Below are 26300 nucleotides of genomic sequence, written 5' to 3'. Positions count from 1 at the left end.
CCAATCACCAATTACCTATGAAAATTACAACGGTTGCGACACGCTGATGGGATAATAAACTGCGTCTATCTGGGGTTTACGATCCAAAGTCCACAATTAATCAAGGGAAATGGCTTCTGCAAATTTGTCACAAGATACACTAGCGGAACAGCTGCTAGAACTTGCCTTAAAATCTGGCGCAGAGGCTGCGGAGGTGTATCAGTCGCGATCGCTTTCTCGTCCTGTGTTTTTTGAGGCTAACCGCCTAAAACAACTAGAAACCAGTCAATCGGAAGGTACAGCACTGCGGCTGTGGCTCAATGGTCGTCCCGGACTAACGGTGGCTTACGGTTCTGTAGATCCACAAGTCATGGTAGAGCGATCGCTGGCTTTGAGCCAACTCAATCAACCGGAACTATTAGAATTAGTCGGTAATTCTCCTACATCCTACTCTGATGTTGGGGAAGCTGTACCTGTAGAAAAGCTGATTAAATGGGGCAAGGAAGCGATCGCCCTGATTCGTGATGTTTATCCAGATGTTCTCTGTCATAGTGACTGGGAATGCGATGTGGAAAACACCAGATTAATCAATAGCAAAGGTTTAGATTGTCACTATACTGACACCACTCTTAGCTGTTATATTTCAGCAGAATGGGTCAGAGGTGATGATTTTTTGAGTGTTGCGGATGGACAAACCCAACGGGGTGAACTCAACCCGGATAAAGTTGCTCACCAAATTTTACAGCGATTAGCTTGGTCAGAAGAGAATAATGTTGCTACCCCTAGCGGTCGGGTTCCGGTTTTGTTCACTTCCAAAGCTGCGGATATGTTGTGGGGAACTGTTCAAGCTGCTTTGAATGGTAAACGCATCCTAGAAAAGTCTTCCCCTTGGGGAGAAAGATTAGGTAAACCCATTGTTTCACCGAGTCTAACTGTTTACCAAGACCCAGAAGCAGGGCCTTACAGTTGTCCTTTTGATGATGAAGGTCAACCTACACAGTCTTTGATATTTATCGAAAACGGCATTTTACAAAATTTTTATAGCGATCGCACAACTGGACGACAATTAAATATTGCTAGTACCGGCAATGGTTTTCGTCCTGGTTTGGGTAGCTATCCCACCCCCGGTTTATTTAACTTCCTCATTCAACCCGGTACTGCATCCCTACAAGAACTGATTCAAGACATGGATGAGGGTTTAATCGTTGACCAAATACTAGGAGGAGGTGACGGCATTTCTGGTGATTTTTCTATCAATATTGATTTGGGCTATTGGGTGAAAAAAGGCCAGGTAATTGGCCGTGTTAAAGATACAATGGTCGCTGGTAATGTCTACACAGCCCTCAAACAACTAGTTAAACTCGGTGGAGATGCTGATTGGAATGGTGCTTGTTATACGCCTTCCCTAATAGTAGAAGGACTTTCAATCAATGGGAGAAATAGTTAAATTCAAGCGATCGCAAAAAGTAAGAAGTTCGGAGTTCGGAGTTCGGAGTTCGGAGTTTCTCCTTTGGAGACGCTACGCGAACGGAGTTCGGAGTCAGGAGGCAGGGGTCAGGGGTTAGGAGTTAGCCCTTCGACTTCACTCAGGGCAAGGAGTCAGAATAAAAAAATCCCCAATTTGTAGGGTAGTTTAGCGCAGCGTAACCTACCATTATCCTCATCTTAATCCTGAAAATCCTTAAATCCTGAAAATCCTGATTCTGACAATTAATCATGTTAAAATGTTGATAAATATAAGTGCAAATATAGTTTACTAAAACTAAACCTCTACCAACTAAATGACATCTGATCACTGCTGTAAATTAAATTGAAGAGTTACCACAATGACCTCAATTGAAACTACTACCAATCAACTACCCAAAAGTTCATTGTATGAGGAGGATTTTCATCTCTGGATAGAAACTACTATCAAAATTCTACGTGATCGTCAATTTAACCAATTAGATATTGATAACTTGGTTGAAGAAATAGAAACGATGGGTAGGAGTGAAAAGCGGGAATTAATCAATCGTCTCAGAGTATTGATAGAACATTTATTAAAACTAATATATTGGGAACAAGTAAGAACAGAAAATCAACGCGGTTGGTTAGATACAATTGTAGAACAACGGCGACAAATTCAGGAATTATTAAAAGATAGTCCGAGTTTAAAACCTTTATTATCAGAAATATTCACAGAATGTTATACAAATGCCAGAAAGGACGTTTTGATAAAAACAAATTTTCCTAGTAATAAAATTCCTACTGACTTATCATTTACCCTTGAGCAAACCTTAGACATTAATTATCTACCTTAGAGGATAATATTAGAGGCAGAGCCTCTATCATGGCATTCCCAGTCGGAGACTGGGAACGAGATAAAATGGGTAAATTGATAGCATTATTAAAATACTTGCAAATACAGCAAATTGCAGATTAATGAAGCTTTGCCGTGAGTTTTGACTTGTCTTCGACACACTACGTGAACGCTCAACTACCGCGTCAGCCGATAGCTTGCGTGGCGCAGCCATACGGTACAGAATGAAAATTGAAACATAGACACCAAGCCAGTTTTAATCCTGACTCCTGAATTCTGCTGTATCATTTAGGATTGCTATATCAATTCAATATTAAAAATTATGATTTTGCTTCAGATGCTGACTCAACGCCTTCGCCTTTTGTGGCAGCCGAGAAGAGGTTTAGCCATAGCTGAAGCTTGTATTATTGGTATTGTCGCTGCTTTATCTGCTGTATTACTCAAACAGGGTTCGGGATGGTTAGGAACATGGCGAGTCCATAGTACTCAAGTGTTACCAGCTTGGCTGACCTTACCAATCATAGGTATGGTTTTCGGGTTTTTGGCTGGTTGGTTAGTGCAGAGGTTAGCACCAGAAGCTGCTGGTAGTGGTATTCCTCAAGTCAAGGCTACCCTGGCAAATATACCCATGAAGCTATCCTGGCGGGTAGCATTGATTAAGTTACTCAGCACAATCATTTCCTTGGGTTCGGGTATCACTTTAGGAAGACAAGGCCCCACTGTTCAAGTTGGTGCGGGTTTAGCGGCGGGAATGAGTCGTTGGGTTCCCACCTCCCCAGAACATCGGCGACAAATGATCGCAGCAGGGGCGGGGGCTGGGTTAGCTGCGGCTTTTAATGCGCCCATTGCCGGGGTATTATTTATTATTGAAGAGTTACTACAAGATTTATCAGGACTAACTTTAGGAACTGCGATTATCGCCTCTTTTATCGGTGGGGTAATTTCCCGATTATTAGGCGGTGGAAGTCTGCAACTTAACCTGCAATTGATGGAGTATTCTAGCAGTTTCTCTTTGCTAGAAATTCCGGTTTTTTTAATTTTGGGTATTTTGGCTGGGTTGCTAGGGGCGTTATTTAATCAGGGATTAGTTTTTAGTATTAAAGTCTACCGAAGATTACACGTCAGCTTACCGCTACGAGTTGCTTTGGCTGGCTTTGTTTCTGGTTTAATCGTGGCTTTATTGCCTGAGTCTTATCGAGATAATACTGGGTTAAGGGAGTATATGATTACGAGTGAAGCAAATCTTCCCTTTGCTGCGATCGCATTTATTGCTCAATTTATTTTAACCTTAATTGCTTTTGGTTCCGGCGCACCAGGGGGTTTATTTGCGCCCAGTCTCATTTTAGGTTCTTGTTTAGGACATTTAGTTGGGGTATGTGAGTTTCATCTTTGGGGGTTAGGTTCTCTGACTACCTATGCTTTAGCAGGTATGGGGGGATTTTTTAGTGCTGTTTCCAAAGTTCCCATGACAGCAATTGTGATTGTGTTTGAGATGACGACGGATTTTAATTTGGTTTTACCGTTAATGATTGTCTCTGTCACATCTTATTTAGTAGCAGATAAAGCAGTACCTGGTTCACTGTATGACAAACTTTTACTATTAAATGGCATCACCATTCAAAAAGATGCCCCCATAGAAGGAATTTTAACTCAGTTAACAGCCAAAAACGTGATGCAACAACGGGTGGAAACTCTAGAAACAGATATGGCTGTAGAAGAAGTTATCCAGGCGTTTTCCCGTTCTCATCATCGGGGTTTTCCTGTAGTAGAAAATTCTAAATTAGTAGGAATTGTTACTCAATCAGACTTGCAGAATCGCTATTTATCTAACGGTATTTCTTTAAGAGAAATCATGACACCCCAACCGATCACAGTCACACCCACGCAAACACTGAGTGATGTACTTTATTTACTAGACCGCTATCAAATCAGTCGTTTACCAGTGGTAGAACGACAAAAACTGATTGGGATTATTACCCGTGCAGATATTATTCGGGCGGAAGCAGACCACATTAATTGCGAAAATGGAGTTAGTGGACCCCAACCAGAACCTTCTTATGTAGTTTACCAGACGCGATCGCCCAGTATTGGTAGAGGGAGATTATTAGTAACACTTGCTAACCCAGACACAGCAGACACTTTATTACAAATGGCCGCAACTATTGCCCGCGATCGCCATTATGAATTAGAGTGTTTACAAATTATCCTCGTCTCCCGTCACAGTTCCCCAGCCGAAACCCAAGTCAGTACTACAAAAAGTCGTCGTTTACTCAGACAAGCAGAAGCTTTAGCCAAAAAACTGCACATTCCTATACATACCCAGATTCGAGTCGCCCATGATGTCGCCCAAGCCGTTTTGGAGACAATTAAAGAACGACATATCGACCTGATTTTTATGGGTTGGAAAGGTAACACTTCAACCCCCGGCCGTATTTTTGGTACTGTTGTTGATACTGTAATTCGTCAAGCTTCCTGTGATGTTGTCTTGGTAAAATTAGGCAATATTTCCGACTGTTCTCATTTCAATCGTTGGCTAGTACCAATGGCTGGCGGGCCAAATGCACGGGCTGCAATTAAATTATTACCGGCTTTGGTGACATTAGGAAATGATGCTCAAATTCGTCTTATGCAAGTATTTAAACCATCAGAATTAAAGCCAGACATGATAGTTTTAGAAGAATCAACTCGTCAACTAATGCGTCACCGCAATTTACACAGTACTGTTGTGGCTTCACCAATACAAGCTAATTCTGTTACCGAAGGGGTAATTGATTTAGTGAAAACGGAAGGTTACGATGTTGTAGTTTTGGGTGCTTCTCGTGAGGGATTATTACAACAAGCAATTCAAGGTAATATTCCTGAAACTATTGCTTCTGGTGTAGAAAGTACGGTGATTTTGGTAAGAGGTGCAAATAATTCGTAATTATCAATTACCAGAGACGTATTGCAATACACCTTTTCTTGGGGTTGTGATTAATAAATTTTTTGTAAAAGTTTTTTACTACCGAAAAGGACAATCATCAACAAACCCAACTGAATTTGCCAAGGTGCTAGAATAAGACTCAAAATCAAACTGACAGATGTAAATATACCGGCTATGTAAGCAATTTCATCGTTTTGGTTTAAAAAATAGCCAGTTACTAAACCAGTACAAATTGGAATTAGAAAAAACAGAGGCATTTTACTAAAATCCTGAAATGACAACAGACAGAATGGTCGATCTCAATAGATTCAACCTAGTACTTGCGAATAAATTCTAATTATACACTTAAGTATGTTTGATTTACAATAGTTTACAAAAACAGGGAATTTGAATTTTGTTCAAATTATATAATCATCCAGTAGATTATTAACAGTTTTTCCTATTTTCTGTTCCCCGTTACCTGTTCCCTGTTTAAAAGTAATATTTTCCACTTAAACACCCAAATGTTGAACATTCCGCAACTACTAGCAACTGAACTAGAACTTAACCCCAATCAGGTGCAAAATGCACTGGAACTTTTAGCCGAGGGTGCGACAATTCCTTTTATTGCACGTTACCGCAAAGAACGCACCAATGAGATGAATGAAGTGCAATTGCGGGATTTATCTGATAGGTATACATACTTAACAGAATTGGAAGAAAGGAAAAAAGTGATTTTAAATGCGATCGCAGAACAAGGTAAACTCAGCGATGAACTTAAAGCTAAAATCACCACCTGTTTACAAAAAACAGAACTTGAGGATTTATACCTACCATATAAACCAAAACGCCGCACTCGCGCCACCATCGCCAGAGAGAAAGGACTAGAAACCCTGGCTGCATTTATAAAATCCCTAAATGTAAAAAATTGTGTAGCAGCAGCATTAGAAGAAGAAGCTGCAAAATATATTTCTGAAACCCTGGGAGTGAAAACCGCAGGAGAAGCATTGAAAGGTGCTGCTGATATTCTCGCGGAAGAAGTTGCCGAAAAAGCCGAATTACGGTCATATGTGCGTGATTTTCTCTTAGAAACTGGGGTGTTTATCTCTCGGATTAAAGACGATCATCCCGAAGGTACAACCAAATTTGAAATGTACCGTAACTACCAAATCAAAGTTAAAAATATTGCTCCCCATAATATGCTGGCATTGTGTCGGGGAGAAGCCGAGAAAATATTAAACTTTGAAATTGCTTTTGACGAAGATTTCGTACTTTCTTATTTAGAATCACAAGAAATTAAAGCCAAAGTTCGCAACCTTAGAGACTTTTATCAAACAATGTTAAAAGATGCATTTAACCGATTGATGAAAACCTCTCTCATTGGCGAAGTAATTTCTGAAAAGAAAACCTACTCTGATATTGAATCTATCAAAACCTTTGAAGCAAATTTACGGGAATTGCTACTATCTGCACCAGCAGGAATGAAACCAACCTTAGCCATAGATCCAGGTTTTAGAACAGGATGTAAAGTTGCAGTACTTGAACAAACCGGCAAATTTTTAGAATATCAAGCAGTGTTTCCTCACCAAGCGGCCGAACAACGTAAAAAAGCCGCACAAACTATCAAAACCTTAATTGAAAAATACAAAATTGAATTAATCGCCATTGGTAACGGCACAGCTTCCCGTGAAACCGATGAATTTGTTTCCGAAGTATTAGAAATCTGCGAACGCAAACCCGTTAAAGTCATGGTAAATGAATCTGGTGCATCTATATATTCTGCCAGCAAAGTTGCACTAGAAGAGTTTCCTGATTTAGATATTACCGTGCGTGGTGCAATTAGTATAGGACGGAGATTGCAAGATCCTTTAGCAGAATTAGTCAAAATCGATCCCAAATCAATTGGTGTCGGACAATATCAACACGACGTTGACCAAAAATTGCTGAAAAAGAAATTAGATGAAACAGTAGAAAGCTGCGTTAACTATGTTGGAGTTGACTTAAATACCGCTTCCAAAGAACTGCTGACATTTGTTTCTGGAATTACACCCGCAGTCGCTAACAATATTATCGCCTATCGCAACCAAAACGGAGCCTTTAAAAATCGTCGTCAACTCTTAAAAGTGGCCAAACTAGGCCCAAAAGCCTATGAACAAGCAGCCGGTTTTTTAAGAATTCGCAGTGGTGAAAACCCCTTAGATAGCACCGCAGTACATCCAGAAAGTTACTCACTGATAGAATCCATCGCCAAAGATTTAGGCGTATCATTAGATCAAGTCACAGAAATAGCCGAAAAACTCAAAAAAACCAACATCAAAAAATACGTCACCGAAACCATTGGTGAACCAACACTGCGCGACATTCTCAGCGAATTAGAAAAACCAGGAAGAGATCCTCGTGCAGAATTCAAATATGCCACCTTCAAAGCCGGAATTAAAGAAATTAGAGATTTACAAGTAGGAATGGAACTAGAAGGAATCATTACCAACGTTGCTAACTTCGGTGCATTTGTTGATATCGGTGTACATCAAGATGGATTAGTGCATATTTCCCAACTTGCTGATAGATTCGTAGATGATCCTCAAAAAATAGTCAAAGTTGGACAAGTTGTCAAAGTCCAAATCTTAGAAGTCAACGAAAAACTAAAACGCATTGGCTTATCAATGAAAGCAGTCAAACAATAGAATCGTCAGGAGTCAGGAGTCAGGAGATAGAAAGAAGGAAGGATAAGAATATTTTTCTCTTCTGTTCCCTGTTTCCTGCTATACATAAAACCTCATGCAAAAATGTAAAAAAAACTCTCTCTGCGCCTTTGCGTCTCTGCGTGCAAAAAAATCATATCTTCACCTAACAACACCAAAATTGATATGAATATCTATCAAGTGAGATTAATCAACGAAAAACTAGGATTAGATCGCACAATTCAAGTACCCGAAGATCAATATATAATTGACATAGCAGAAGAGAAAGGTATTCGTATACCATCTGGCTGTAAACAAGGAGAATGTTCAGCTTGTGTAGCTAAACTCATTAGCGGAGAAATTAATCAAAGTGAGCAAAAATTTCTCCGTCCCCAGGAAATCCAAGCTGGTTATGTCATCACCTGTGTCACATATCCCTTATCTGATTGCGTAATAGAAACCCATCAAGAACAAACTCTATATAAATCCTCCCTCTACTACAAACCAGAATAATTGGAAAACCCTCTGCGTACCTCCGCGTTAACCTCCGCGTTCCTCTGCGTTAAAAAAATCCTCCTTTCGGCATAACCCAATCTATCTAAAACTAGATGTAAAAATCCAGAATTTACGCCAAAATAGGATTAAATGACCGTAAAAGAGGTGAAAATAATGTGGGGAATATTCATAACCACACTCGCTACAGCTTTAAGTTTGTTAATTGTCGATATCATTTTTCCAGGAGTGGATATTGCTAATTTTCCCGCAGCTTTAATTGCGGGTTTAGTCATTGGTTTAATTAATGGTTCAGTGAAACCAATTCTCACAACACTATCTTTACCATTGACATTCTTAACATTAGGTGGATTTTCCTTAGTTGTAAACGGAATCTGCTTTTGGTTAGCATCAGTTTTAGTTCCTGGGTTTAGAGTTCAAGGACTAATTGCTTTTATTCTCGCGCCAGTAGTCCTATCTTTAGCTAATACATTTCTCAGTAAATATTTTGCGGAAAGGAATGTGGAATTACAAAGTAAAACTACTGAATCTTAATCTAGAAATAGGTGTGAGATCAAGTTCTAGCTTGACTGCATTGTTAGATTTTGTCTCCACAATAAACGTAAGTAAAGTTGAAAAAATAGTAGAACTCCCATGAAATTAACTCGTTTACTTCTTGGTTTATTCTTACCTCCAGTAGGTGTATTTCTGACAGTTGGTGTTAGTCCAACTTTGGTAATTAACATTTTACTCACGCTTCTCGGTTGGCTTCCTGGTAGTATTCATGCACTTTGGGTAATTACCAAGCATGATGAAAGACTCAATAGAGAGGAAGGTACTTTCTAAATCTAATACAGCATAATTCAGGAGGCGTATCGCCATACGCCCCTACAATAATAATATTCAAGCCTGTTTTGCAAACACCATGAAATGCTGCTGAGGTAATGAATTTTTGGTTTCCTTCCAAACTAAACCTACAGTTTGCATTTCTTTTTTAATTTGCTTTTGAGTCATTTTGTGCAAACGTTTAATCATAATTAAGGGATTTTCACCCCGGTATTCTACTAAAACAACTCTACCACCTGGTTTTAAGGCTTTAAAAATTGCCGTCATCACTTCTTGAGGATATGCTAATTCATGATATGCATCTACCATGATTGCTAAATTTATACTTTCAAGAGGTAAATTAGGATTAGTTAAAGTTGCTAAAATTGGTTCAATATTATTAATTTTTTTCTCTTGTTTAAAATAATCAATAATCTCTAACATTTCTGGTTGAATATCTACCGCCAAAACTTTACCTTGTGGTAATAATGGGGCTATTAAAAAACTTAAATATCCTGTACCAGCACCAATATCTGCAACTATATCATCAGGTTTTAAATTGAGAAGATTGACAATTTTACTCGGCTGTTCTTCTACTTCCCGGTTAGGTCTTTCTAACCAACCTGCACCTGTATATCCCATCACTTGAGCAATTTCTCGCCCCATGTAGTATTTACCGATACCATCAGGGCTATGATTCTGGCGTTGTTCGTAAACTGTAGATGCTGCTGTCGGGGGGTTGGAGAAAGTTAGTAAGATTCCCCAACTGAGAAAAATGATGATGATTAAATTATAAAAGGTTCTAAAGAGCGATCGCACCATTCTCCCTCAATCCGTTCCGTCACTAGTGGTGTCACAACAAACTTAGCAGGAAACCCCGCTTTTACATCCACCCGCACACAGGAATAAGGTTTTCTCCTTTGGGAACCGTGACCACTCCTCCCCACATACAGCAGCGAATCTGCCACTTTACGAGTCGAAACACCAGCAGCATCATTAAAAGTTTCCATCAACTCTGTCCCTTCCTGACGTTGACGACGGGGACGACGGCCACTCCCCCCACAAACAATATAGTTAATGTGAGAATCAGCATATCCTGTATTCCCAGTCCGCAGATGTTCCAAACAGTGTGCGTGACCATTAAAAATCACATCCACAACAGGTCTACCTTGAGTCATCTTACCCAAAGTTGCCCCTACTTGTTCAAATACCCCGCGCAAACGATGACGTACAGCCAAAGTTTGACCTTGATGCCACTTGGTCGCCTCTGTAACATAAGGAGGATGATGAAAAAATATTACCCGTCCCCGCACATCTGAACTATGCCAAGATTCAATCAACCGACTTCGCAACCAATCAAGTTGTTCAAAATCCACATCAGCACTCGTGTGAGGTTCTAATTGCTTATCAATATCAATTTTCACCTCATTGAGTTGGTCTACCTTCGCAACCAAATCAGCCAGATGTTCAGCTTCTAACGTATTTTCGGAATTAAGTTTGTCGCACTCCGCCAAAATTTGCAACTCTTCTCGTTCTAATTCTTGACGACGTTGTAGCAACTCCCGACGGAAAACATCTCCCGCTTCATCTCCCGGTAAAGGTGCTGGTGTATTAAAAGTATTAGAATCGAGAGCAAAAAAATCAATTCCGCCATAACGAAACGTATAATACCGATTAGGTAAGCGGGTAAATTTTTCCGGTTGATAACGCAAACAACGTCCTGACTCAGTTTTTGCCGTGTAATGTTCGTCTAAATGACGGTTTAAATCTATTGGAGACATTGTTGCCAAATAATCAATAAATGCTCTTGTATAAGCATCACCTTGATTTGAACCATGCCAACCAACCTCAATATCTTTGTAACGCAACATCCGACGCAGAGGTAAGGTAGAACCAGTTACTAATCTGTATAACCAAGGCACATCATAGTAATCATGATTACCCAAAACTGGCAAAATGGGTAATTTAAACACCATTTTGTTATAAGCAATACTTTTGGGATTTTCACCACCTACAATAAATTCCCGGTAAGGTTCAATAAAATTAGCCGGATAATATTCACGAGAACCTACCAAATAAACTACATCACCAGTATGTAAAACAAAACGACAATCATCATTATGACTCAGCAGCATTTCCATAACTTCGCGTTGTGGATGTTGTCCATAATCGGATTTCGTGCCACTATCACCAATTACCATAAACGAAAAATCAGGACTTTCCTCCTTGCCATCATCTAGAATCATGGAGGTTTGGTCAATTCCTCGTTCTTTAATACTAGGATGCATCCATCGCACCCTTTGCTTCATCTTTTGAATTTTGACAGGAACTGATGGTTCAGAAATCAATTTCATAGCTGAAATTAGCTAACATCTAAGCTGATTCTAACGAGTTAATCAATTTTGGATAATCACACATCCTATGTGATGTTGCTTAGTACAGTAACACAAACTAGGGTCTAATACTAATTCTACCTATGTCTTAAGGATGATATTCAAGTATTTAATTAGTTTTCTTAATAAATATATCCAGTTTCCTGTCATCCGTTTGGTACAATCCCCACATACAGCAGAATTCAGGAGTCAGGAGTAAAACTGGCTTTGTGTATAGGTTTCAATTTAGATTTTGTAACTCCTAACTATGTAAACTGCTGTATATAGAAACTACAAGAAAGTTTTTCAGCTTTATCGACTGGGAAGAAGTAAGTATTCCCGAAATATTGTAGTTGCAACTCCTGTAACCAAAAGTTATGGAGAATACTATTTAGTATCATTTGAGATGACATTACCCAAAAACAACCTTGGCAAATTTTTTATTTTATATTTGTCAAAAAATATTGACATAACTACCTAAATTATTGTCCCTTCCTAATTACAAAACATGAACGAATTTATTATTAATCTATTTCTATCTCCTCAAATTCAAAAGCTGTATGCACAAATTATTATACCTTACCAAAAATGGATATTAATTGTTTCTTTACTAATGGTAATGGATATATTATTTCTAATTGGTTTCCAACAAAGCTGGTTGAAATATCTAGAAATTCCCTTGGGTTTATCAATATCAATTATATTTGGGATCTTAGCATCTCGGCTATTTGATCAAGTATTTAATTTTTATTTACTAGAATTAGCTACCAAGCAAAAACTAAATGGTGAATTATTAGTAGTAATTAATATTATAGCCAAGGGCTTAATCTGTATTATCATATTTTGCGTTTTTGCTCAAACTCATCAAATCAACCTCTTAGGTTTATTAACTAGTTTAGGAATCGGTGGATTAGCCTTTGCTTTTGCAGCCAAACAAGCTTTACAGCAGTTATTAGGTGGAGTAGTTATTTATATTGATAGACCATTTGTAGTTGATGACTATATCGGCTTACCAGACGGTACATTTGGTAAAGTAGAATCAATAGGTTTACGTTCCACTAAAATTCGCAATTCCGGCAAAGGAACTTTAACCATAGTTCCCAATGATTCCCTCATCCAATTAAGTATCGAAAACTTCACAGGAGGAAGAAAAGTTGTTTCCCTAATTTATTTGAAATTCTCTCAAAAAATCAACGAAAATGAAAAAGCTTTGATTCGTCAAGTTATTTTAGAAAGTACCAAAGATTTATTTGGTATTGATTCTCGTAATACCGAAGTAAATTTTAAAGATCTATTCAAAGATGGAAAAGCTAACACTACTCAGGCACAAATTAGCTTTTTCATTCTCGGTGCTGGTGAAATAGGTATGGATATGCGTCATCAATTACTAGATATCGCTAAACAAAATATTACCATGCAACTTCAAGGATTTGGTATTGATTTTGAAGTTGCAGATGAACCCGTTAATATTGATGCACCAATCACAATTTAAACAAGTGAAATACAGATTGTATGATCACATTTAATATCTCTTGTAGGGTGCGTTAGATGTTATATATCTGTTAATAATAACCTGTTTATAGGTCTGAAGCACCTTACTAAACTAATATGCCAGTTGAATAAGTCCTGTAATGCATCAAATACAATATAAATTAGAAAAATGCAGATTTTAGTTGATATCCAAAATTGGTTTCCATTTGACGCAGAAGTAAGAAAATCACTTATGTCATTGGTTATCAGTTTGGGAGTTTTTTGTTTCTTTTTTCTCTGGTCGTTGCTAGTTGGTAAATATACTCCTAAGCTTTTAACAATAATTATTCATAAATTTTCACCCCTATCAATTTCCAAGATTTATGAAAGCTTAATTGACCCTCTAGAAAATATCCTGAAAATCACAGGAACTTTAATTCTTGTTTCTGTATCTTTGAATTTACTGCAACAATATACAGGATTTTATCAATTCTTAAAATTTTTCCTAGATTTAGCACTAATTAGCAGTTTTGCAGCTTTATCATCTCGATTATTTCGTCAGCTATTGCGCGTCTACGGAATTGATTTAATTCGTAAAGTAGGTTTAGAAGTTGATGAATTACTGCTCGTTGTGGAAACAATTACCAATGTCGTAATTGGATTTATAGCAGCTTTAGCATTTGCTCAAAGTCAGAATGTTAATTTAATTGGTCTAATTGCTGGTTTAGGTATTGGAGGTATTGCAGTTGCATTTGCTGCTCAAAGTACCCTAGAACAGATTTTCGGCACAATGGTTTTATATCTAGATCGTCCTTTTGTACCTGGGGAATACATTCGCGTCAATTTAAGTTCTCAAGGCACATTATTTGCTCGTGTAGAATCTATTGGATTGCGTTCAACCAAACTCAGAACTGCTGCTAAAAGTACCTTGGTAATTGTTCCTAATTCAGTAATGGCAAAAGTTGATATTGAGAATATCACTAGAGGTAAAAAGTTAATGGTTTTGCTTTATCTTGATTTTCCGCGCATACTAGAAAAACCTGAAGAAGCATTATTAGAAAAAGTCATTAAAGAAAGTACCAATACTCTATTTGGAATTGACCCCAACAGTACCAAAATTAATTTATTTCCCCAAGATAATCAACTAGGAGTGCGTGCGAGAGTCAGTTTCTTTATTTTAGGTTCACATGAAAATTCTATTGACTTCCGCAAGCGGTTACTAGAATTAGCAAATGAAGCTATCTCTAAAAAACTGCTTACTTACGGTATAGAATTCACTATGCAAGAACCGACACTGTATGTCGAGTCTCCTATGACAATTTAATTTTGATTTGATTTTGTAAATACCTTAGTTTACCAACTGAATCACACCCCATTGTCCATTTGTCAACCAATTAGGGTCAATTGTTGCTAATTCTTCAATAGCTTCTGACTTCAGACCTGCTGCTACTTCTGACTTGAGAGTACGTAAAGCTACCACTGGTGCAGGTAAGTAAGAAACTATATCGGCAAAATTCGTAGTAAAATCCCAATTTAAATCTCCCAACAAGCGTCGATAATTAGCATCACCTTTGACAATCATTAAATTCGACTTCCCTAACTCATCTTTGAGTGATTTGGGTATTTCCCAAAATGCTAATGGTGAAGTCCAAAAATAATCTTCAGTTAAAACCAATCTACCTGAAGCCAGATTTTCTGTTAATCTCTGTCCCAAAGATTGAACTTGAATATTGCTACTTTGGATCAAAAAATTCTTAGTATAATGCACATCCTTAATCATTGCATCAGATACAAAAGTTGGATGCGGTTTTAAATGCAGATAAACCTGACTTGCAAAACCACTACCCAATAAAAAATCAACTAAACATAAATCACAAATTAACTCAAATCCAGCATTATCAACAACCAAATCAATGCAGTTGTCTTGCGATTTTGTTAATAACTTAGTAATAGCAAATGTATCATCTACCAAGATATTACTTAATTGAGTATGAATATTAAAACGACTCCTATCATCTTCAAAAGCTGACCATAAACTTAAATCAACACGATTTCCCCACAATGCAAAATACAACAATGCAATGAGAGAAGATTTACTAGGTTTATCTTCTTGCTGTGATTCATTCAACCATTCTTGTGTTTGAGTACACAGAGAAATAATCGAATCAATTGATGTTTCTAAACCTTGAATTTTTTGTAACCCAAATGGATCAACATTTTGCCATTCTCCTGGTTGGAAGTAATTAGTTATATTGAGAATAAGACGATAAAAATAAGTTTCTGCAACAAACCAAGGGATATCTACCCAACGCTGATCTTTATATGGTTCTATATATTTATTCCAATCATTAAAATCTACACCAGTGTCATCTATTAAAGATGATAAATAACCGCTTGGTAATTCCGCTGCTAGTTTTTCTAAGCTTTGATTTATTTCCGTAGGGAATTTATTTTCTGTAATCACACGACGAGCAATATCCGGCATCCTTTGAGTAACTGTATACTCAGTAAAAGATCCAGATTCAGAACCTACGAGTGACGCTGGTAGTGGTAAATTGGGAATTTGAGGTTTATTCACTAAAAACTACTATCTCCCATTAATTTTTAGTTATTCTAACCTGATTTTATTACTTATGCTAAGTTGCTAGTTAGAGAAATTGCCTGATAGCGTAGCGTTGTGCAAGCCATATCATGATTTACAGGATTTGAGGATTTACAGGATTGTGATTTGTAAGTTGTTGGTGGGATGCTGAAATTTTAATTGTCTGAATCAGGATGTCCAGGATTTGAAGATTTACAGGATTATGATTGATGATTTTTCCGTGAATATTGAAAGATAAAAAATGATAATTACAATCACAGTATATTATCTGTAATCCAAAAATCGCCCTTTTTCCTAAACAATAAAAAATCACATCCTGTACATCTTCTAATCCTGGGTATCCTGATTCAGACAGATTATGATTGATGATTTTTCCGTGAATATTGAAAGATAAAAAATGATAATTACAATCACAGTATATTATCTGTAATCCAAAAATCGCCCTTTTTCCTAAACAATAAAAAATCACATCCTGTACATCTTCTAATCCTGGGTATCCTGATTCAGACAGATTATGATTGATGATTTTTCTGTGAATATTGAAAGATAAAAAATGATAATTACAATCACAATATATTATCTATCATCCAAAAATCGCCCTTTTTCCTAAACAATAAAAAATTACATCCTGTACATCCTATAATCCTGATTCTGACAAGATTATGGTATTTATCGCCTTGAATAAATTATAATAAAGATAAACATCATCAAAGGTATATATAATTATGAATACGTTAGAAAAATTAGAATTGCTGAGTGAAAACTGTACCGATAACACAGAATTAGAGCGAATTATTGGGCAACTTCTAAATGTAATTTTGACTCGTCATCATCAAAAACTCGCTATCTATAACTTGGATATAGATAAATTTGAGAATAAATATAATCTTTCTTCTGAACAATTTGAGCAACAATTTAATTTGGGAAATTTAGGAGATGAAATGGATTTTTTTGAGTGGTTTAGCTTGTGTGAACTACGCAAGGATATTTTACAAAAAATAAAGAAATTAGAACAAGCTTTATGAAAAATGCCGATGACTATTTGGCATGGGTAAAATCTGTGATTGCACTTTGTCCAGAAGTAGTAATTTTAAAGATTATTCGAGAAGAATCACAACTGGATAAAGGACTATGGCGTTATCGTCTGACATTAAAAGATGGCAGCTTTTTAGAAATGTTTGAATTTTTTAAAATATCATCAGGACAAATAGAAATAATTAAATATAGTTTCCATTGGCAAACTGAGAATGGACAACTAATAAAACGTTGGGATAACGCACCCCATCATCCTGAAATTTCAACCTATCCTCATCACATACATGATGGTTCTGAAGACTCAGTTTTTCCCTATTTACCTGTTGATATTGAAGAGATTTTAAAAAAAGTTTCTGAACAAATCAAATCTGAATCAAGTTAAATTTTGAAACTTATCGCTGAAAATGATCTAAAATTTGACTAACAAATGTTTCTACATGAAATAGGTGTGTATGTTCAGAAATATAAATTGATGCTGCAATTTCTTCTCGCGCTTCCTTAACCCATCAAGGTTTATAGATATTATTTTAGCTCACAACTTAAGGATTTTTGTAGCTTAACCAACAAGGATTGTCTCGCTACCTACCTCTTCAAAAACTTCTGCCGCATCTTCACCACAAAACTATTCACTTCAGGTATTCTCAACCAAGCAGCAACAACTGCAAATACCCCAATTCCCACCAAACCAGAAATAGACAACTCCACTAATAAAATAACTAAACCCTTATTCCCCAAAACCTGCTGACAAGCAACTAAAGTCCCATAACTTGCAACCCCAGCGACAAAGCCACCCGCAGTTAAACCCAGAATTGGTAAACTCCATTCCCGCAAAGGTAAACCGTTTAATTTACGATTTAATAACCACAATAACATTAATATTGAACTACAATTTACCCCAACTGTAGCTAACACTAAACCAGGCGCACCAAAAGGTTTAACCAAAACAAAATCTAAACCAGCATTGAGTAAAATGTTAAAAATGCTAATTCTAAAAGGTGTTTGTCCATCACCTAAAGCATAAAATACTCTGACTAAAACATCACGTCCTAAATAGACAAACATCCCAATTCCATAGGCAATTAATAAAGAAGATACTAACTCAGTTGCTTCTTGTTTAAATGCTCCTCGTTGATAAATTACCTGCACAATTGGCTCAGATAAAGCTATCATTAATGCGCCCAAAGGTAGCATCGTTACAGCAGTTAATAAAAGTCCTTGACGAATGCGTAATTTTAAATCTGGCCAGTTTTCTGGTTCTGCTAATTTGGCAAATATGGGTAATAAAGGCAGTAAAATAATATTAGAAATAATTCCTAACGGAGTTTGTACTAATAAATTGGCATAGTTAAAACCTGCTGCTGCTCCTTTTATCGGACTGGCAAAATATAAATCTGTGGCAACATTAATCGGCATCATTCCTGAAGAAATTGTTGCCGGAGTCATGATTTTAATTACTTCTTGAACTGCGGGAGATTTAAAATCAAATCTCAGTTTTAATGTTCCTAAACCTAACCGCCATTGCACAATTAACTGGACTAGCCATTGGAGAATCGCACCTGCTAATGTTCCCCAAGCTAAGACCATGCCACCGATTAAAGCAAATTCTGGCTTGATGATATCTTTGCCATATTGCAAAGTTAAAATACCAATGCCTGCAATTACGGTAATACTCGATAATAAAGGACTTATGGAAAGTAACCAATATTGATTTGCGGCGTTGAGAGTACCAAACCCAATCCCTATTAACCCGGAAAATAAGGCCATGGGAGCCATTATTTGCAGTTGACGAATTGCGATCGCTCTCGTGGTAGGCTCTAACCCATAACCAACTATATCTATGATTGGTTCTGCCAAGAAAATCTGAGCAACTGTCACCACCAACAACAACCCACCAACTATGGTTGTGACTGTTTCTACTAGAGGTGCAGCTTCTTCTCGTTTGCGCTTGGCTAAAACGCTCACAATGGCACTATGTAGAGGCCCATTGACACCACCTAGTAAAATTAATAAAAAACCGGGGATAATGTAGGCATAACTGTAAGCAGTAGCAGCAGCACCAACACCAAAAGCAGCCGCTATGGCTTGTTGTCTGACTAAACCAAAGATTTTACTAATTAACGTCGCTGCGGCAACAATACCAGCAATGCCAGCGAAAGAACGAGCAGGTTTTTGTTCTGATTGTGTCACAAATATTAATTATCAGTTAATCTAAAATGCAGCTAATTTACATATTTAGGCGGGCAGGGATACCCACCCCACAAGAGTTAGACTTATTTAGGTTATGCAGTTTAAATATGGAGAAGATCATCAGTTATTACAGTCTCCTGTCTCCTATCCCCTATTCCCTACACCCTAAACTATCGCGTGTTGAAACACCTGTTACAGAGTTAACACCATCTGCCCGTTCACACAATAGCGACACCTGATATCGGTCAATCAAAGCATCTGTAAAATCAGCACCAGTAATATCTGCATCATAAAAACGGCTACGGGTTAAAGTTGCTTCTGTGAAAATGGCGTTTTTTAGATTAGCACCATCTAAGGTCACTCTATCAACTAAAGCGGCTGTTAAATTTGCATCTTCCAAATTTGCTTTTAACAAAACACCTTTAGTTAAAATGGCATTGCTTAAATTTGCCCCTTGAAAATTTGCCCCCCGCATTTCTGCTGCTACAAAAGTCCCACCTACTAAATCAGTGTGAGAAAAGTCACGATTTTCTAAAGAGGCATTGTTATAGTTAATTGTGTTGACTTGAGCAAAAGCTGGTTTAGGATTGATAATTACCCAGAAAAAAGCCGAAATTAAAATCAATATTAAAGTAAAAAATCTCAACAAAATATTTTTCATAAACTTAATTAGTTATCAATTTTTATTAATCAATGGTCAATAGTCAGTTGTTTTTTTTCACTAATGACCAATGACCAATGACTAATTACTATTTCCAATCTTTCCCAATCCGAATGGTGAGATCAGATTCTAAATCTCCATTTGCAGAAACCTCGATTTGACCCAAGCCTAAAACTTCTTGTAGGTCAACTCCTGGTTGTGGATTTCCTTTCTGGACGATTATCTGTGTTTGGCGTTGGGTATCAGGCCAATCAGGAACTGTGTAAATATTTGTAAAACCTTTTGATTTGAGATAGGTAATAACTTTTTCAGTTAATTGAGGTTGATTGGAAGCATTTTGAATAGCAATTTTGCGGCGAGAAACTGGACGATCATCAGATTTCAAACCAGGTACATTCACCCCAACATAATCATTCAATAAGCTTTGTTGTCCAGTCATATTCAACCAATAACTATTGGGGTCTTTGCTGAATTTACTGAACGTACCAGGCAACATGGCCATTTGGAAATTATCCCGTTCTACATTCACGGAAAAATTCGCCAATGCCATCATTTCTTCCATTTTTAGGTTGGTGTCAAAATACTTTCGCATTATGCGAGTTAGTTGGGGCAACCTGGGTAAAACTGTAGGACTATTGAGGCGTTGCAGCAAAGCTGTGATTAGTGCTTGTTGCCGCTGTACTCTTGGTATATCCCCGGCATTTGAGTCACGGAAACGAGCAAAATGTTCTGCTTGTTCACCATTGAGACTTTGCCAACCACTGGCTAAATTCACGGATAAACCACCAGATTTATCTTGATAATTCATCGCTTCGGGTACGAATACATCTACTCCGCCCAGCTGTTCAACTAATTGCCGCAAGCCACTGGTAGAAATGCGAATATAGCGATCTATGGGGGCATTGCTTAAAGTCCGGCTTACCACCCTTGCCGCTAGTACTGGCCCACCTTTGGCATTAGCTTCAGATACTTTAGTTAATCCCTGTTCTGGGATTGAGATCATTGTTCCTCTCGGAATCGAAAGTACTCGAATAGATTTATCGCTAGGATTGAGACGAATCAGCAACATGGTATCGCTGCTACCAGCAAAACTTTCTGGCGAACCATCAACAGTACCCTTAACTGGTTCAATTCCCATCACTAAAATATTCATGGGTTTTGATAGCTGGTACTGGGAAAGTTTTCTCCATAAATCCCCAGGTACTTTTACCTGATCTTTATTCGTAGTAGATCCAAAATCATCATCTTTGGCTTGATCTAAATTGCTCCACAGAGGAGTCCACAGTGCCAGAGTTGATACTAGTAACCCAGATAAAATGATGCCAACAACAAAAGTGAGTATCCACAATAGCCAGCGTGGCATTGTCAACCCTAAGCGATCATAGAGTTCATGGGGGATAGCGCCCACTGAATCGACGACGTTAACGGGATTGACTGGCTGTTTTGGTCTGACCTCTTGCCCTGCGCTGCCGGGTATTGGGTCAGGTATCTGAGGTTCAGTTCTTTGAAATTGTTGATGTCTTACCTCTTGACCTGAAGCTGGTACTTGCTGAGGTATGACCTGATTGTCTGACCATTGAACTTGTTTAATCACAATTCTCTCCCCACTCAACCACTCCCTAAAGGTATGTTAATGCAAGTTGCAAATCTTGCCAGAGTAGAAGCTCACTGTACACTTGTATTGTTCTGCAATAAGTGTATATAACCACATGAATAATTCACTGATTCCTGTAATCCTTGCTGGCGGTAAAGGTGAGCGTTTTTGGCCTCTCAGTCGCCAAGACAGACCCAAGCAATTTTTAAGTCTCGATGGTAGTTCTAGAAGTCTACTGCAAGCAACTGCTGATAGATTGCTAACACTCGCAGGTGGTTGGAATAACCTGTGGGTGATAACTTCTGGTCAAATAGCTGAAGGAGTACGACAACAATTACCCGATCTGCCTGAGCAAAATTTGCTGATCGAATTAGAAGGAAGAGACACCGCCGCCGCAGTTGCTTGGACAAGTTTGGAAATTAAAAAGCGTTACGGTGAAGACGCTGTAATTGGCTTTTTCCCGGCAGACCACTGGATTGCTGATCAAGAAGTGTTTGCACACACCTTAAATGCTGCGACCCAACTGGCGACTAGCACAGCAGCGATTGTCACTTTGGGGATCAAGCCTACTTTCCCGTCAACTGGTTACGGCTACATTGAACAAGGTGAAAAGATTGGTAGCTTTAATGATTTGCCAGCTTATCACGTCAACCGCTTTACTGAAAAGCCCAACCGGGAAACGGCGGAGACTTTTTTATCTACGGGACGCTTTAGCTGGAATAGCGGTATGTTCGTGTTTCGGGCTGGGGTGGTTCTAGAAGAACTGCGTACCCATGCTCCAGAAATTCTCGAACCTTTAGAACAACAAGGACCTGATATTTATCCCCAGTTGCCTAAAAAAAGTATAGATTATGCGCTGATGGAAAAAACAAGTCTAGCATATGTTTTACCGGTGGACTTTGGTTGGGATGATTTGGGCGACTGGAATGCGATCGCTCGCTTACATCAAAAAGCAGATAATCCTAATGTGGAACTAGCTACCCATGTTGGGCTAGATACCCAAGGGGCAATTATTTATGCCTCCAATCCAGATGATGTAGTTGTTACTATTGGCCTAGAGGATGTGGTGATTGTGCGCGATCGCAATGTTACCCTGATAGTTAAGAAGGAACGCACTCAAGATATCAAGCAGATTCTCAAAACCCTACAAAGCGATCCCCGATTTACTGACCTACTATGATGTAAAAGTTAGAACCCTTGGTAGAGGCTCAAAAGTTTTATTTTCAATTATAACTAGACTGTCCATTGTATTCTGTGGCATTTAAGTTAATCAACCCTTTTGAGCCTTTATTCCAGGGGATCATCATGAAATTTTTGTTTTATTTAACAAAAAAATATATATGGCAGGAGTTCGGAGTTCGGAGTTCGGAGTTCGGAGTCAGGAGTTCGGAGTTCGGAGTTCGGAGTTCGGAGTTCGGAGTTCGGAGTTTAGGAGTTCGGAGTCAGGAGTTCGGAGTTCAGGAGTCAGGAGTCAGGAGTCAGGAGTTCGGAGTTCGGAGTTCGGAGTTCGGAGTTCAGGAGTCAGGAGTCGGGAGTTCAGGAGAAGAAAGAATTAATCACCCATTACCAATTACCAATTACCAATTACCAATTACCAATTACCAATTACCAATTACCAATCACCCATTACCAATCCCTAAAAAATGTTTTTAACCCAAACTGTACCCCGACAACGAGAAATTATTGAAGTAGTCCTCCGCAACGGCTGGGACTATATGCGAAGTTTGCTAACTGGTGGCAAAACGGATGAACCCCAACTACCTACACCTGCGGTATTAAAAAATATTTTGGTGGATTTGGGGCCAGTTTATGTCAAACTCGGTCAGCTGCTTTCTACCCGTCCAGATTTACTCAGCGCTGCCTACATCGAAGAACTGTCAACTCTACAAGATGAAGTACCACCAGTTCCTTGGTCAGAAGTAGAAATAGTTATCCGCAAACAACTCAAACGTCCACTAGAAGAAACTTTCCGCATAATTAATCATTTTCCTGTAGCTGCGGGATCAATTGCCCAAACCCATCGCGCCACTTTAGCAGATGGTAAAGAGGTAGCTCTGAAGGTGCAAAGACCGGGGATAGATATCACAATTGCCCAAGATATTGCCTTAATTCAAGGTATCGCGGATTTGGTAGCTCGAACTGATTTTGGGCAAAATTACGATATCAAATCTATTGCGGAAGAATTTACTAAAGCTCTAGAAGCCGAGTTAGATTTTAAACGAGAAGCAGGTTTTACAGATCAACTGCGGCGTAACTTATCCGCAAGTCGTTGGTATGATCCCACACAAATAGTAGTTGCGGAAATTAACTGGCATTTAACCACAGAAAAGTTACTGGTGATGGAATGGCTAGATGGTGTTCCCATACTATCGGCTGATTTAAGCATCAATCACAAAGAGGAAGACTTAATTCCTGCCAGGAAAGCGATCACTACTTTACTGTTTCGGGTATTTTTTCAACAAATATATATTGATGGTTTCTTTCATGCTGATCCCCATCCAGGTAACTTGTTTTATCTCATGGATGGACGTGTTGCACTCTTAGACTGTGGCATGGTGGGCAGACTTGATCCCCGCACTCAGCAGATTTTAACAGAAATGTTGTTAGCGATTGTAGATTTAGATGCTCAGAGGTGCGCTCAGTTAACTTTGCAACTATCAGATTCTGCTCAACCGGTAATTTTGGCGAAGTTAGAAAATGACTATGACCGAATGTTGCGGAAGTATTACAATGCCAGCTTGACTGATATAAATTTCAGTCGGGTGATTTATGAAATTTTGCAAATTGCTCGCAATAATAAAATTCGCTTACCCAGCAATATGGGTTTATATGCAAAAACCTTAGCTAATTTAGAAGGGGTAGCGCGTACCTTCAACCCAGAAGTGAACTTGTTTGATGAAATCAAGCCATTAATCACAGATTTGTTTAGTCGTCAGTTATTAGGAGAGAGTCCAGTGCGATCGCTTTTACGCACCGCTTTAGACATCAAAAGTCTCTCCCTGCAATCTCCCAGACAAATTGAACTCTTATTAGATCGTGTCACATCAGAAACCCTACAGTGGAACTTATCACTACAAGGGCTAGATGGTGTACGTCGGACAATGGACGACGCGGCTAACCGTCTTTCTTTTAGCATTTTAGTCGGTTCCCTGATCATGGGTGCAGCTATGATTTCCAGCCGAGCCACAACATCTCAGTTATCTTACGTCAGTAGTGTCCTATTTGCTGCCGCCAGTCTATTAGGACTGTGGTTAATAATCAGTATTTTACGCTCAGGCCGTTTAAGGTAACTTAATTAACTTCAGTACCGTGAACAGTACAGATGGCAAATGTTAACTTTTATATATAATTTCCACAAGGGGCTTATGTAAGCTCAGATTACTTACATAATTATACTTAAAGCATTATTTCGAGTTAATATACATAACATCATATTAGTTTCAATTGAGAAATAGAAATTCATGTTAAATCAAAAAGGTATGTTCTAGATGGAAGAAAATATCCTTTTACCTGGTGATCCTCTACCATTCAATTCCCGATTTTATATTGAACGTCCGCCAATTGAAAAAGATGCTTATACAGAATTGACCAAACCAGGAGGATTACTACGCATTAGAGCATCTTACAATATGGGCAAAAGTTCCTTGATGTTGCGATTAATTCACCAAGCTATGAATCAAGGATACATAATAGTAAGCATAGATTTTCAACAGGCAGATAGCCAAATTTTTACTAGTCTTAACAAATTTTTACGCTGGTTTTGTATGAATGTTGCTCGTCAGTTGTCCCTAACACCAAATCTCAATGATTATTGGGATGAGGATATCGGCAGTAAAGTTAGTGCGTCAATTTATTTTGAGAGCTATTTATTAAAACAAATACAGAGTCCATTAGTTTTAGTTCTGAATGAAGTCAATTATATTTTTGAACATCTACACATTGCTAAGGATTTTTTGCCTTTGTTAAGAAGTTGGCATGAAAAAGCTAAACAAACTAAAATTTGGCAAAAATTGCGTCTGGTAGTAATTCACGCTACAGAAGTTTATATTCCATTAAATGTAAATCAATCTCCATTTAATGTGGGGTTATGTTTAAAAATACCAGAATTTAATCCAGAGCAAGTAACAGAATTCGCTAGACGACATGAACTAAATTGGTTTGATACTAGTGCAGTAAAACAATTAATGGATCTTGTTGGTGGACATCCTTATTTAATTCATCTAGCTTTCTATCATATCCAGCAACAAAAAATTTCTTTTCCAGAACTACTAGCAACGGCTATCAGCCACAACGGTATTTATAGCAATCATTTAAGATATTTATTGACTATCTTACAAAGTAATAAAGAATTATCTGAAGCTTTTGATAAAATCATAAATTCTCAAAAACCTACCCATATATCTGCAAATTTAATTTATAAATTAGATAGTTTGGGACTGATTAAACAATTAGGAAGTGATAATTTTCAACCTGCTTGTGAAATGTACCATTTATTTTTTCAAAAAGAAACATTAATAGCAGAGAATAATACCTCTATTCGTTTAGAACAACTAGAAGAAGAAAATGAAAAATTAAAATTTTTATTGAATACTGACAAACTGACTCAAATTGCCAACCGGAGGTATTTTGATAATCGCTTCCAATTAGAATGGGAAAAAATGAAACGGAACCAAGAACCCATAGCTTTAATATTAGCAGATATAGATAAATTTAAACTTTTTAATGATACCTATGGACATCAGGCGGGAGATGATTGTTTAAGTCAAGTTGCTCAAGCAATTAATTCAGTAATCAAACGAGCAGATGATTTAGTCGCTCGTTATGGTGGTGAAGAATTTGTTGTAATTTTACCACAGACTGACTCTAAAGGAGCGATAATAATTGCAGAAGAAATTAGAAAAAAAGTCAAATTATGGGAAATTAAAATTCCTAACTTCACTAAATATAGCCAAGAAACAAATGTAGCTCAGGTAACAATTAGTTTAGGAATTGCCTGTATTATCCCACAATCCTCTCTTGGTTTAAAGGAATTATTTGAAGCAGCTGATCAAGCACTATATCAAGCCAAGCAAGTGGGACGCGATCGCACTATTTTGAGTTCACAATTTTGTTATTGCAATTTAGGTTATAAATGATTCTTTTATAGCCGTTTCCATGCTCGTAAGGTACAAAGTTTTTTCGTTTTAGGGAACTCTTAACAG

General features: G+C 37.9%; 23 protein-coding genes. 16 read left to right on the top strand and 7 right to left on the bottom strand.

Annotated features, from left to right (window positions below; translation table 11 throughout):
• Positions 1 to 109 precede the first annotated feature (109 nt).
• The 4 genes from AC012T_RS13885 (at position 110) to AC012T_RS13870 (ending at position 5201) form a co-directional block, all read left to right on the top strand.
• On the top strand, positions 110 to 1426 hold the full coding sequence (locus tag AC012T_RS13885) for a TldD/PmbA family protein (protein ID WP_487059166.1): 1317 nt from the start codon (positions 110 to 112) through the stop codon (positions 1424 to 1426).
• Complete coding sequence (locus AC012T_RS13880; RefSeq protein WP_487059165.1) at positions 1410 to 1544, top strand: hypothetical protein; 135 nt, start codon at positions 1410 to 1412, stop codon at positions 1542 to 1544. The genes AC012T_RS13885 and AC012T_RS13880 overlap by 17 nt, the downstream gene beginning before the upstream one ends.
• Positions 1545 to 1805: 261 nt before the next feature.
• A complete protein-coding gene (locus AC012T_RS13875) occupies positions 1806 to 2279 on the top strand; it encodes a DUF29 domain-containing protein (RefSeq protein WP_487059163.1) in 474 nt (157 codons plus the stop codon).
• A 321-nt stretch (positions 2280 to 2600) separates the two neighbouring features.
• On the top strand, positions 2601 to 5201 hold the full coding sequence (locus AC012T_RS13870) for a chloride channel protein (RefSeq protein ID WP_487059162.1): 2601 nt from the start codon (positions 2601 to 2603) through the stop codon (positions 5199 to 5201).
• Positions 5202 to 5251: 50 nt separating this feature from the next.
• Here the strand turns inward: AC012T_RS13870 and AC012T_RS13865 are convergent, their stop codons facing one another.
• Positions 5252 to 5458: a hypothetical protein gene (locus tag AC012T_RS13865; RefSeq protein ID WP_487059160.1), complete on the bottom strand. Its 207-nt coding sequence runs from the start codon at positions 5456 to 5458 to the stop codon at positions 5252 to 5254.
• Between the two features lie 246 nt (positions 5459 to 5704).
• Between AC012T_RS13865 and AC012T_RS13860 the strand changes: the two genes are divergently transcribed.
• The 4 genes from AC012T_RS13860 (at position 5705) to AC012T_RS13845 (ending at position 9199) form a co-directional block, all read left to right on the top strand.
• A complete protein-coding gene (locus AC012T_RS13860) occupies positions 5705 to 7864 on the top strand; it encodes a Tex family protein (RefSeq protein ID WP_487059158.1) in 2160 nt (719 codons plus the stop codon).
• A 183-nt stretch (positions 7865 to 8047) separates the two neighbouring features.
• Positions 8048 to 8374 carry a 2Fe-2S iron-sulfur cluster-binding protein gene (locus AC012T_RS13855; protein ID WP_487059157.1) on the top strand — a complete coding sequence of 109 codons (327 nt, stop codon included), beginning with the start codon at positions 8048 to 8050 and terminating at the stop codon, positions 8372 to 8374.
• 156 nt (positions 8375 to 8530) lie between these two features.
• Positions 8531 to 8908 carry a phage holin family protein gene (locus tag AC012T_RS13850; protein ID WP_487059155.1) on the top strand — a complete coding sequence of 126 codons (378 nt, stop codon included), beginning with the start codon at positions 8531 to 8533 and terminating at the stop codon, positions 8906 to 8908.
• A gap of 99 nt (positions 8909 to 9007) precedes the next feature.
• Positions 9008 to 9199 carry a YqaE/Pmp3 family membrane protein gene (locus AC012T_RS13845; RefSeq protein ID WP_487059154.1) on the top strand — a complete coding sequence of 64 codons (192 nt, stop codon included), beginning with the start codon at positions 9008 to 9010 and terminating at the stop codon, positions 9197 to 9199.
• 57 nt (positions 9200 to 9256) lie between these two features.
• On the opposite strand, the gene AC012T_RS13840 is transcribed toward AC012T_RS13845, so the two are convergent.
• A complete protein-coding gene (locus tag AC012T_RS13840) occupies positions 9257 to 10000 on the bottom strand; it encodes a class I SAM-dependent methyltransferase (protein WP_487059152.1) in 744 nt (247 codons plus the stop codon).
• Positions 9964 to 11532 carry a metallophosphoesterase family protein gene (locus AC012T_RS13835; protein WP_487059150.1) on the bottom strand — a complete coding sequence of 523 codons (1569 nt, stop codon included), beginning with the start codon at positions 11530 to 11532 and terminating at the stop codon, positions 9964 to 9966. Before AC012T_RS13835 ends, AC012T_RS13840 begins: the two co-directional genes overlap by 37 nt.
• Before the next feature lie 526 nt (positions 11533 to 12058).
• Between AC012T_RS13835 and AC012T_RS13830 the strand changes: the two genes are divergently transcribed.
• Positions 12059 to 13042 (top strand): mechanosensitive ion channel family protein, encoded by a 984-nt coding sequence (locus AC012T_RS13830; protein WP_487059148.1) that lies wholly within the window; start codon positions 12059 to 12061, stop codon positions 13040 to 13042.
• Between the two features lie 168 nt (positions 13043 to 13210).
• Positions 13211 to 14344: a mechanosensitive ion channel family protein gene (locus AC012T_RS13825; RefSeq protein WP_487059146.1), complete on the top strand. Its 1134-nt coding sequence runs from the start codon at positions 13211 to 13213 to the stop codon at positions 14342 to 14344.
• A 24-nt stretch (positions 14345 to 14368) separates the two neighbouring features.
• Here AC012T_RS13825 and AC012T_RS13820 read toward each other — a convergent pair whose 3' ends face one another.
• A complete protein-coding gene (locus tag AC012T_RS13820; protein ID WP_487059145.1) occupies positions 14369 to 15598 on the bottom strand; it encodes a damage-control phosphatase ARMT1 family protein in 1230 nt (409 codons plus the stop codon).
• Between the two features lie 749 nt (positions 15599 to 16347).
• Between AC012T_RS13820 and AC012T_RS13815 the strand changes: the two genes are divergently transcribed.
• Positions 16348 to 16647 (top strand): hypothetical protein, encoded by a 300-nt coding sequence (locus tag AC012T_RS13815; protein ID WP_487059143.1) that lies wholly within the window; start codon positions 16348 to 16350, stop codon positions 16645 to 16647.
• Positions 16644 to 17039, top strand: coding sequence for a toxin-antitoxin system TumE family protein (locus tag AC012T_RS13810; protein ID WP_487059142.1), 396 nt, complete (start codon positions 16644 to 16646; stop codon positions 17037 to 17039). Before AC012T_RS13815 ends, AC012T_RS13810 begins: the two co-directional genes overlap by 4 nt.
• Before the next feature lie 200 nt (positions 17040 to 17239).
• On the opposite strand, the gene murJ is transcribed toward AC012T_RS13810, so the two are convergent.
• From murJ to AC012T_RS13795, 3 genes are all read right to left on the bottom strand, one after another.
• Positions 17240 to 18844, bottom strand: coding sequence for a murein biosynthesis integral membrane protein MurJ (gene murJ / locus AC012T_RS13805; RefSeq protein ID WP_487059140.1), 1605 nt, complete (start codon positions 18842 to 18844; stop codon positions 17240 to 17242).
• A gap of 151 nt (positions 18845 to 18995) precedes the next feature.
• A complete protein-coding gene (locus AC012T_RS13800; protein ID WP_487059138.1) occupies positions 18996 to 19505 on the bottom strand; it encodes a pentapeptide repeat-containing protein in 510 nt (169 codons plus the stop codon).
• 88 nt (positions 19506 to 19593) lie between these two features.
• Positions 19594 to 21099, bottom strand: coding sequence for an LCP family protein (locus tag AC012T_RS13795; RefSeq protein ID WP_487059137.1), 1506 nt, complete (start codon positions 21097 to 21099; stop codon positions 19594 to 19596).
• Between the two features lie 115 nt (positions 21100 to 21214).
• Between AC012T_RS13795 and AC012T_RS13790 the strand changes: the two genes are divergently transcribed.
• The 4 genes from AC012T_RS13790 (at position 21215) to AC012T_RS13775 (ending at position 26234) form a co-directional block, all read left to right on the top strand.
• Positions 21215 to 22279 (top strand): mannose-1-phosphate guanylyltransferase, encoded by a 1065-nt coding sequence (locus AC012T_RS13790; RefSeq protein WP_487059136.1) that lies wholly within the window; start codon positions 21215 to 21217, stop codon positions 22277 to 22279.
• 125 nt (positions 22280 to 22404) lie between these two features.
• Positions 22405 to 22752: a hypothetical protein gene (locus AC012T_RS13785; RefSeq protein ID WP_487059134.1), complete on the top strand. Its 348-nt coding sequence runs from the start codon at positions 22405 to 22407 to the stop codon at positions 22750 to 22752.
• On the top strand, positions 22743 to 24389 hold the full coding sequence (locus AC012T_RS13780) for an ABC1 kinase family protein (protein ID WP_487059132.1): 1647 nt from the start codon (positions 22743 to 22745) through the stop codon (positions 24387 to 24389). The genes AC012T_RS13785 and AC012T_RS13780 overlap by 10 nt, the downstream gene beginning before the upstream one ends.
• 198 nt (positions 24390 to 24587) lie before the next feature.
• Entirely contained in the window at positions 24588 to 26234 is a 1647-nt protein-coding gene (locus tag AC012T_RS13775; RefSeq protein ID WP_487059130.1) for an AAA-like domain-containing protein, read from the top strand.
• The last annotated feature ends 66 nt before the right edge of the window (positions 26235 to 26300 follow it).

The sequence above is a fragment of the Anabaena sp. EIM26 genome (assembly GCF_057568715.1).
This window is presented reverse-complemented; position numbering and strand designations above follow the sequence as displayed.

Coding starts and splice junctions, on each gene's coding strand:
- AC012T_RS13885 (WP_487059166.1), top strand. CDS start 110: ATGGCTTCTGCAAATTTGTCACAAGATACACTAGCGGAACAGCTGCTA.
- AC012T_RS13880 (WP_487059165.1), top strand. CDS start 1,410: ATGGGAGAAATAGTTAAATTCAAGCGATCGCAAAAAGTAAGAAGTTCG.
- AC012T_RS13875 (WP_487059163.1), top strand. CDS start 1,806: ATGACCTCAATTGAAACTACTACCAATCAACTACCCAAAAGTTCATTG.
- AC012T_RS13870 (WP_487059162.1), top strand. CDS start 2,601: ATGATTTTGCTTCAGATGCTGACTCAACGCCTTCGCCTTTTGTGGCAG.
- AC012T_RS13865 (WP_487059160.1), bottom strand. CDS start 5,458: ATGCCTCTGTTTTTTCTAATTCCAATTTGTACTGGTTTAGTAACTGGC.
- AC012T_RS13860 (WP_487059158.1), top strand. CDS start 5,705: ATGTTGAACATTCCGCAACTACTAGCAACTGAACTAGAACTTAACCCC.
- AC012T_RS13855 (WP_487059157.1), top strand. CDS start 8,048: ATGAATATCTATCAAGTGAGATTAATCAACGAAAAACTAGGATTAGAT.
- AC012T_RS13850 (WP_487059155.1), top strand. CDS start 8,531: ATGTGGGGAATATTCATAACCACACTCGCTACAGCTTTAAGTTTGTTA.
- AC012T_RS13845 (WP_487059154.1), top strand. CDS start 9,008: ATGAAATTAACTCGTTTACTTCTTGGTTTATTCTTACCTCCAGTAGGT.
- AC012T_RS13840 (WP_487059152.1), bottom strand. CDS start 10,000: ATGGTGCGATCGCTCTTTAGAACCTTTTATAATTTAATCATCATCATT.
- AC012T_RS13835 (WP_487059150.1), bottom strand. CDS start 11,532: ATGAAATTGATTTCTGAACCATCAGTTCCTGTCAAAATTCAAAAGATG.
- AC012T_RS13830 (WP_487059148.1), top strand. CDS start 12,059: ATGAACGAATTTATTATTAATCTATTTCTATCTCCTCAAATTCAAAAG.
- AC012T_RS13825 (WP_487059146.1), top strand. CDS start 13,211: ATGCAGATTTTAGTTGATATCCAAAATTGGTTTCCATTTGACGCAGAA.
- AC012T_RS13815 (WP_487059143.1), top strand. CDS start 16,348: ATGAATACGTTAGAAAAATTAGAATTGCTGAGTGAAAACTGTACCGAT.
- AC012T_RS13810 (WP_487059142.1), top strand. CDS start 16,644: ATGAAAAATGCCGATGACTATTTGGCATGGGTAAAATCTGTGATTGCA.
- AC012T_RS13800 (WP_487059138.1), bottom strand. CDS start 19,505: ATGAAAAATATTTTGTTGAGATTTTTTACTTTAATATTGATTTTAATT.
- AC012T_RS13790 (WP_487059136.1), top strand. CDS start 21,215: ATGAATAATTCACTGATTCCTGTAATCCTTGCTGGCGGTAAAGGTGAG.
- AC012T_RS13785 (WP_487059134.1), top strand. CDS start 22,405: ATGAAATTTTTGTTTTATTTAACAAAAAAATATATATGGCAGGAGTTC.
- AC012T_RS13780 (WP_487059132.1), top strand. CDS start 22,743: ATGTTTTTAACCCAAACTGTACCCCGACAACGAGAAATTATTGAAGTA.
- AC012T_RS13775 (WP_487059130.1), top strand. CDS start 24,588: ATGGAAGAAAATATCCTTTTACCTGGTGATCCTCTACCATTCAATTCC.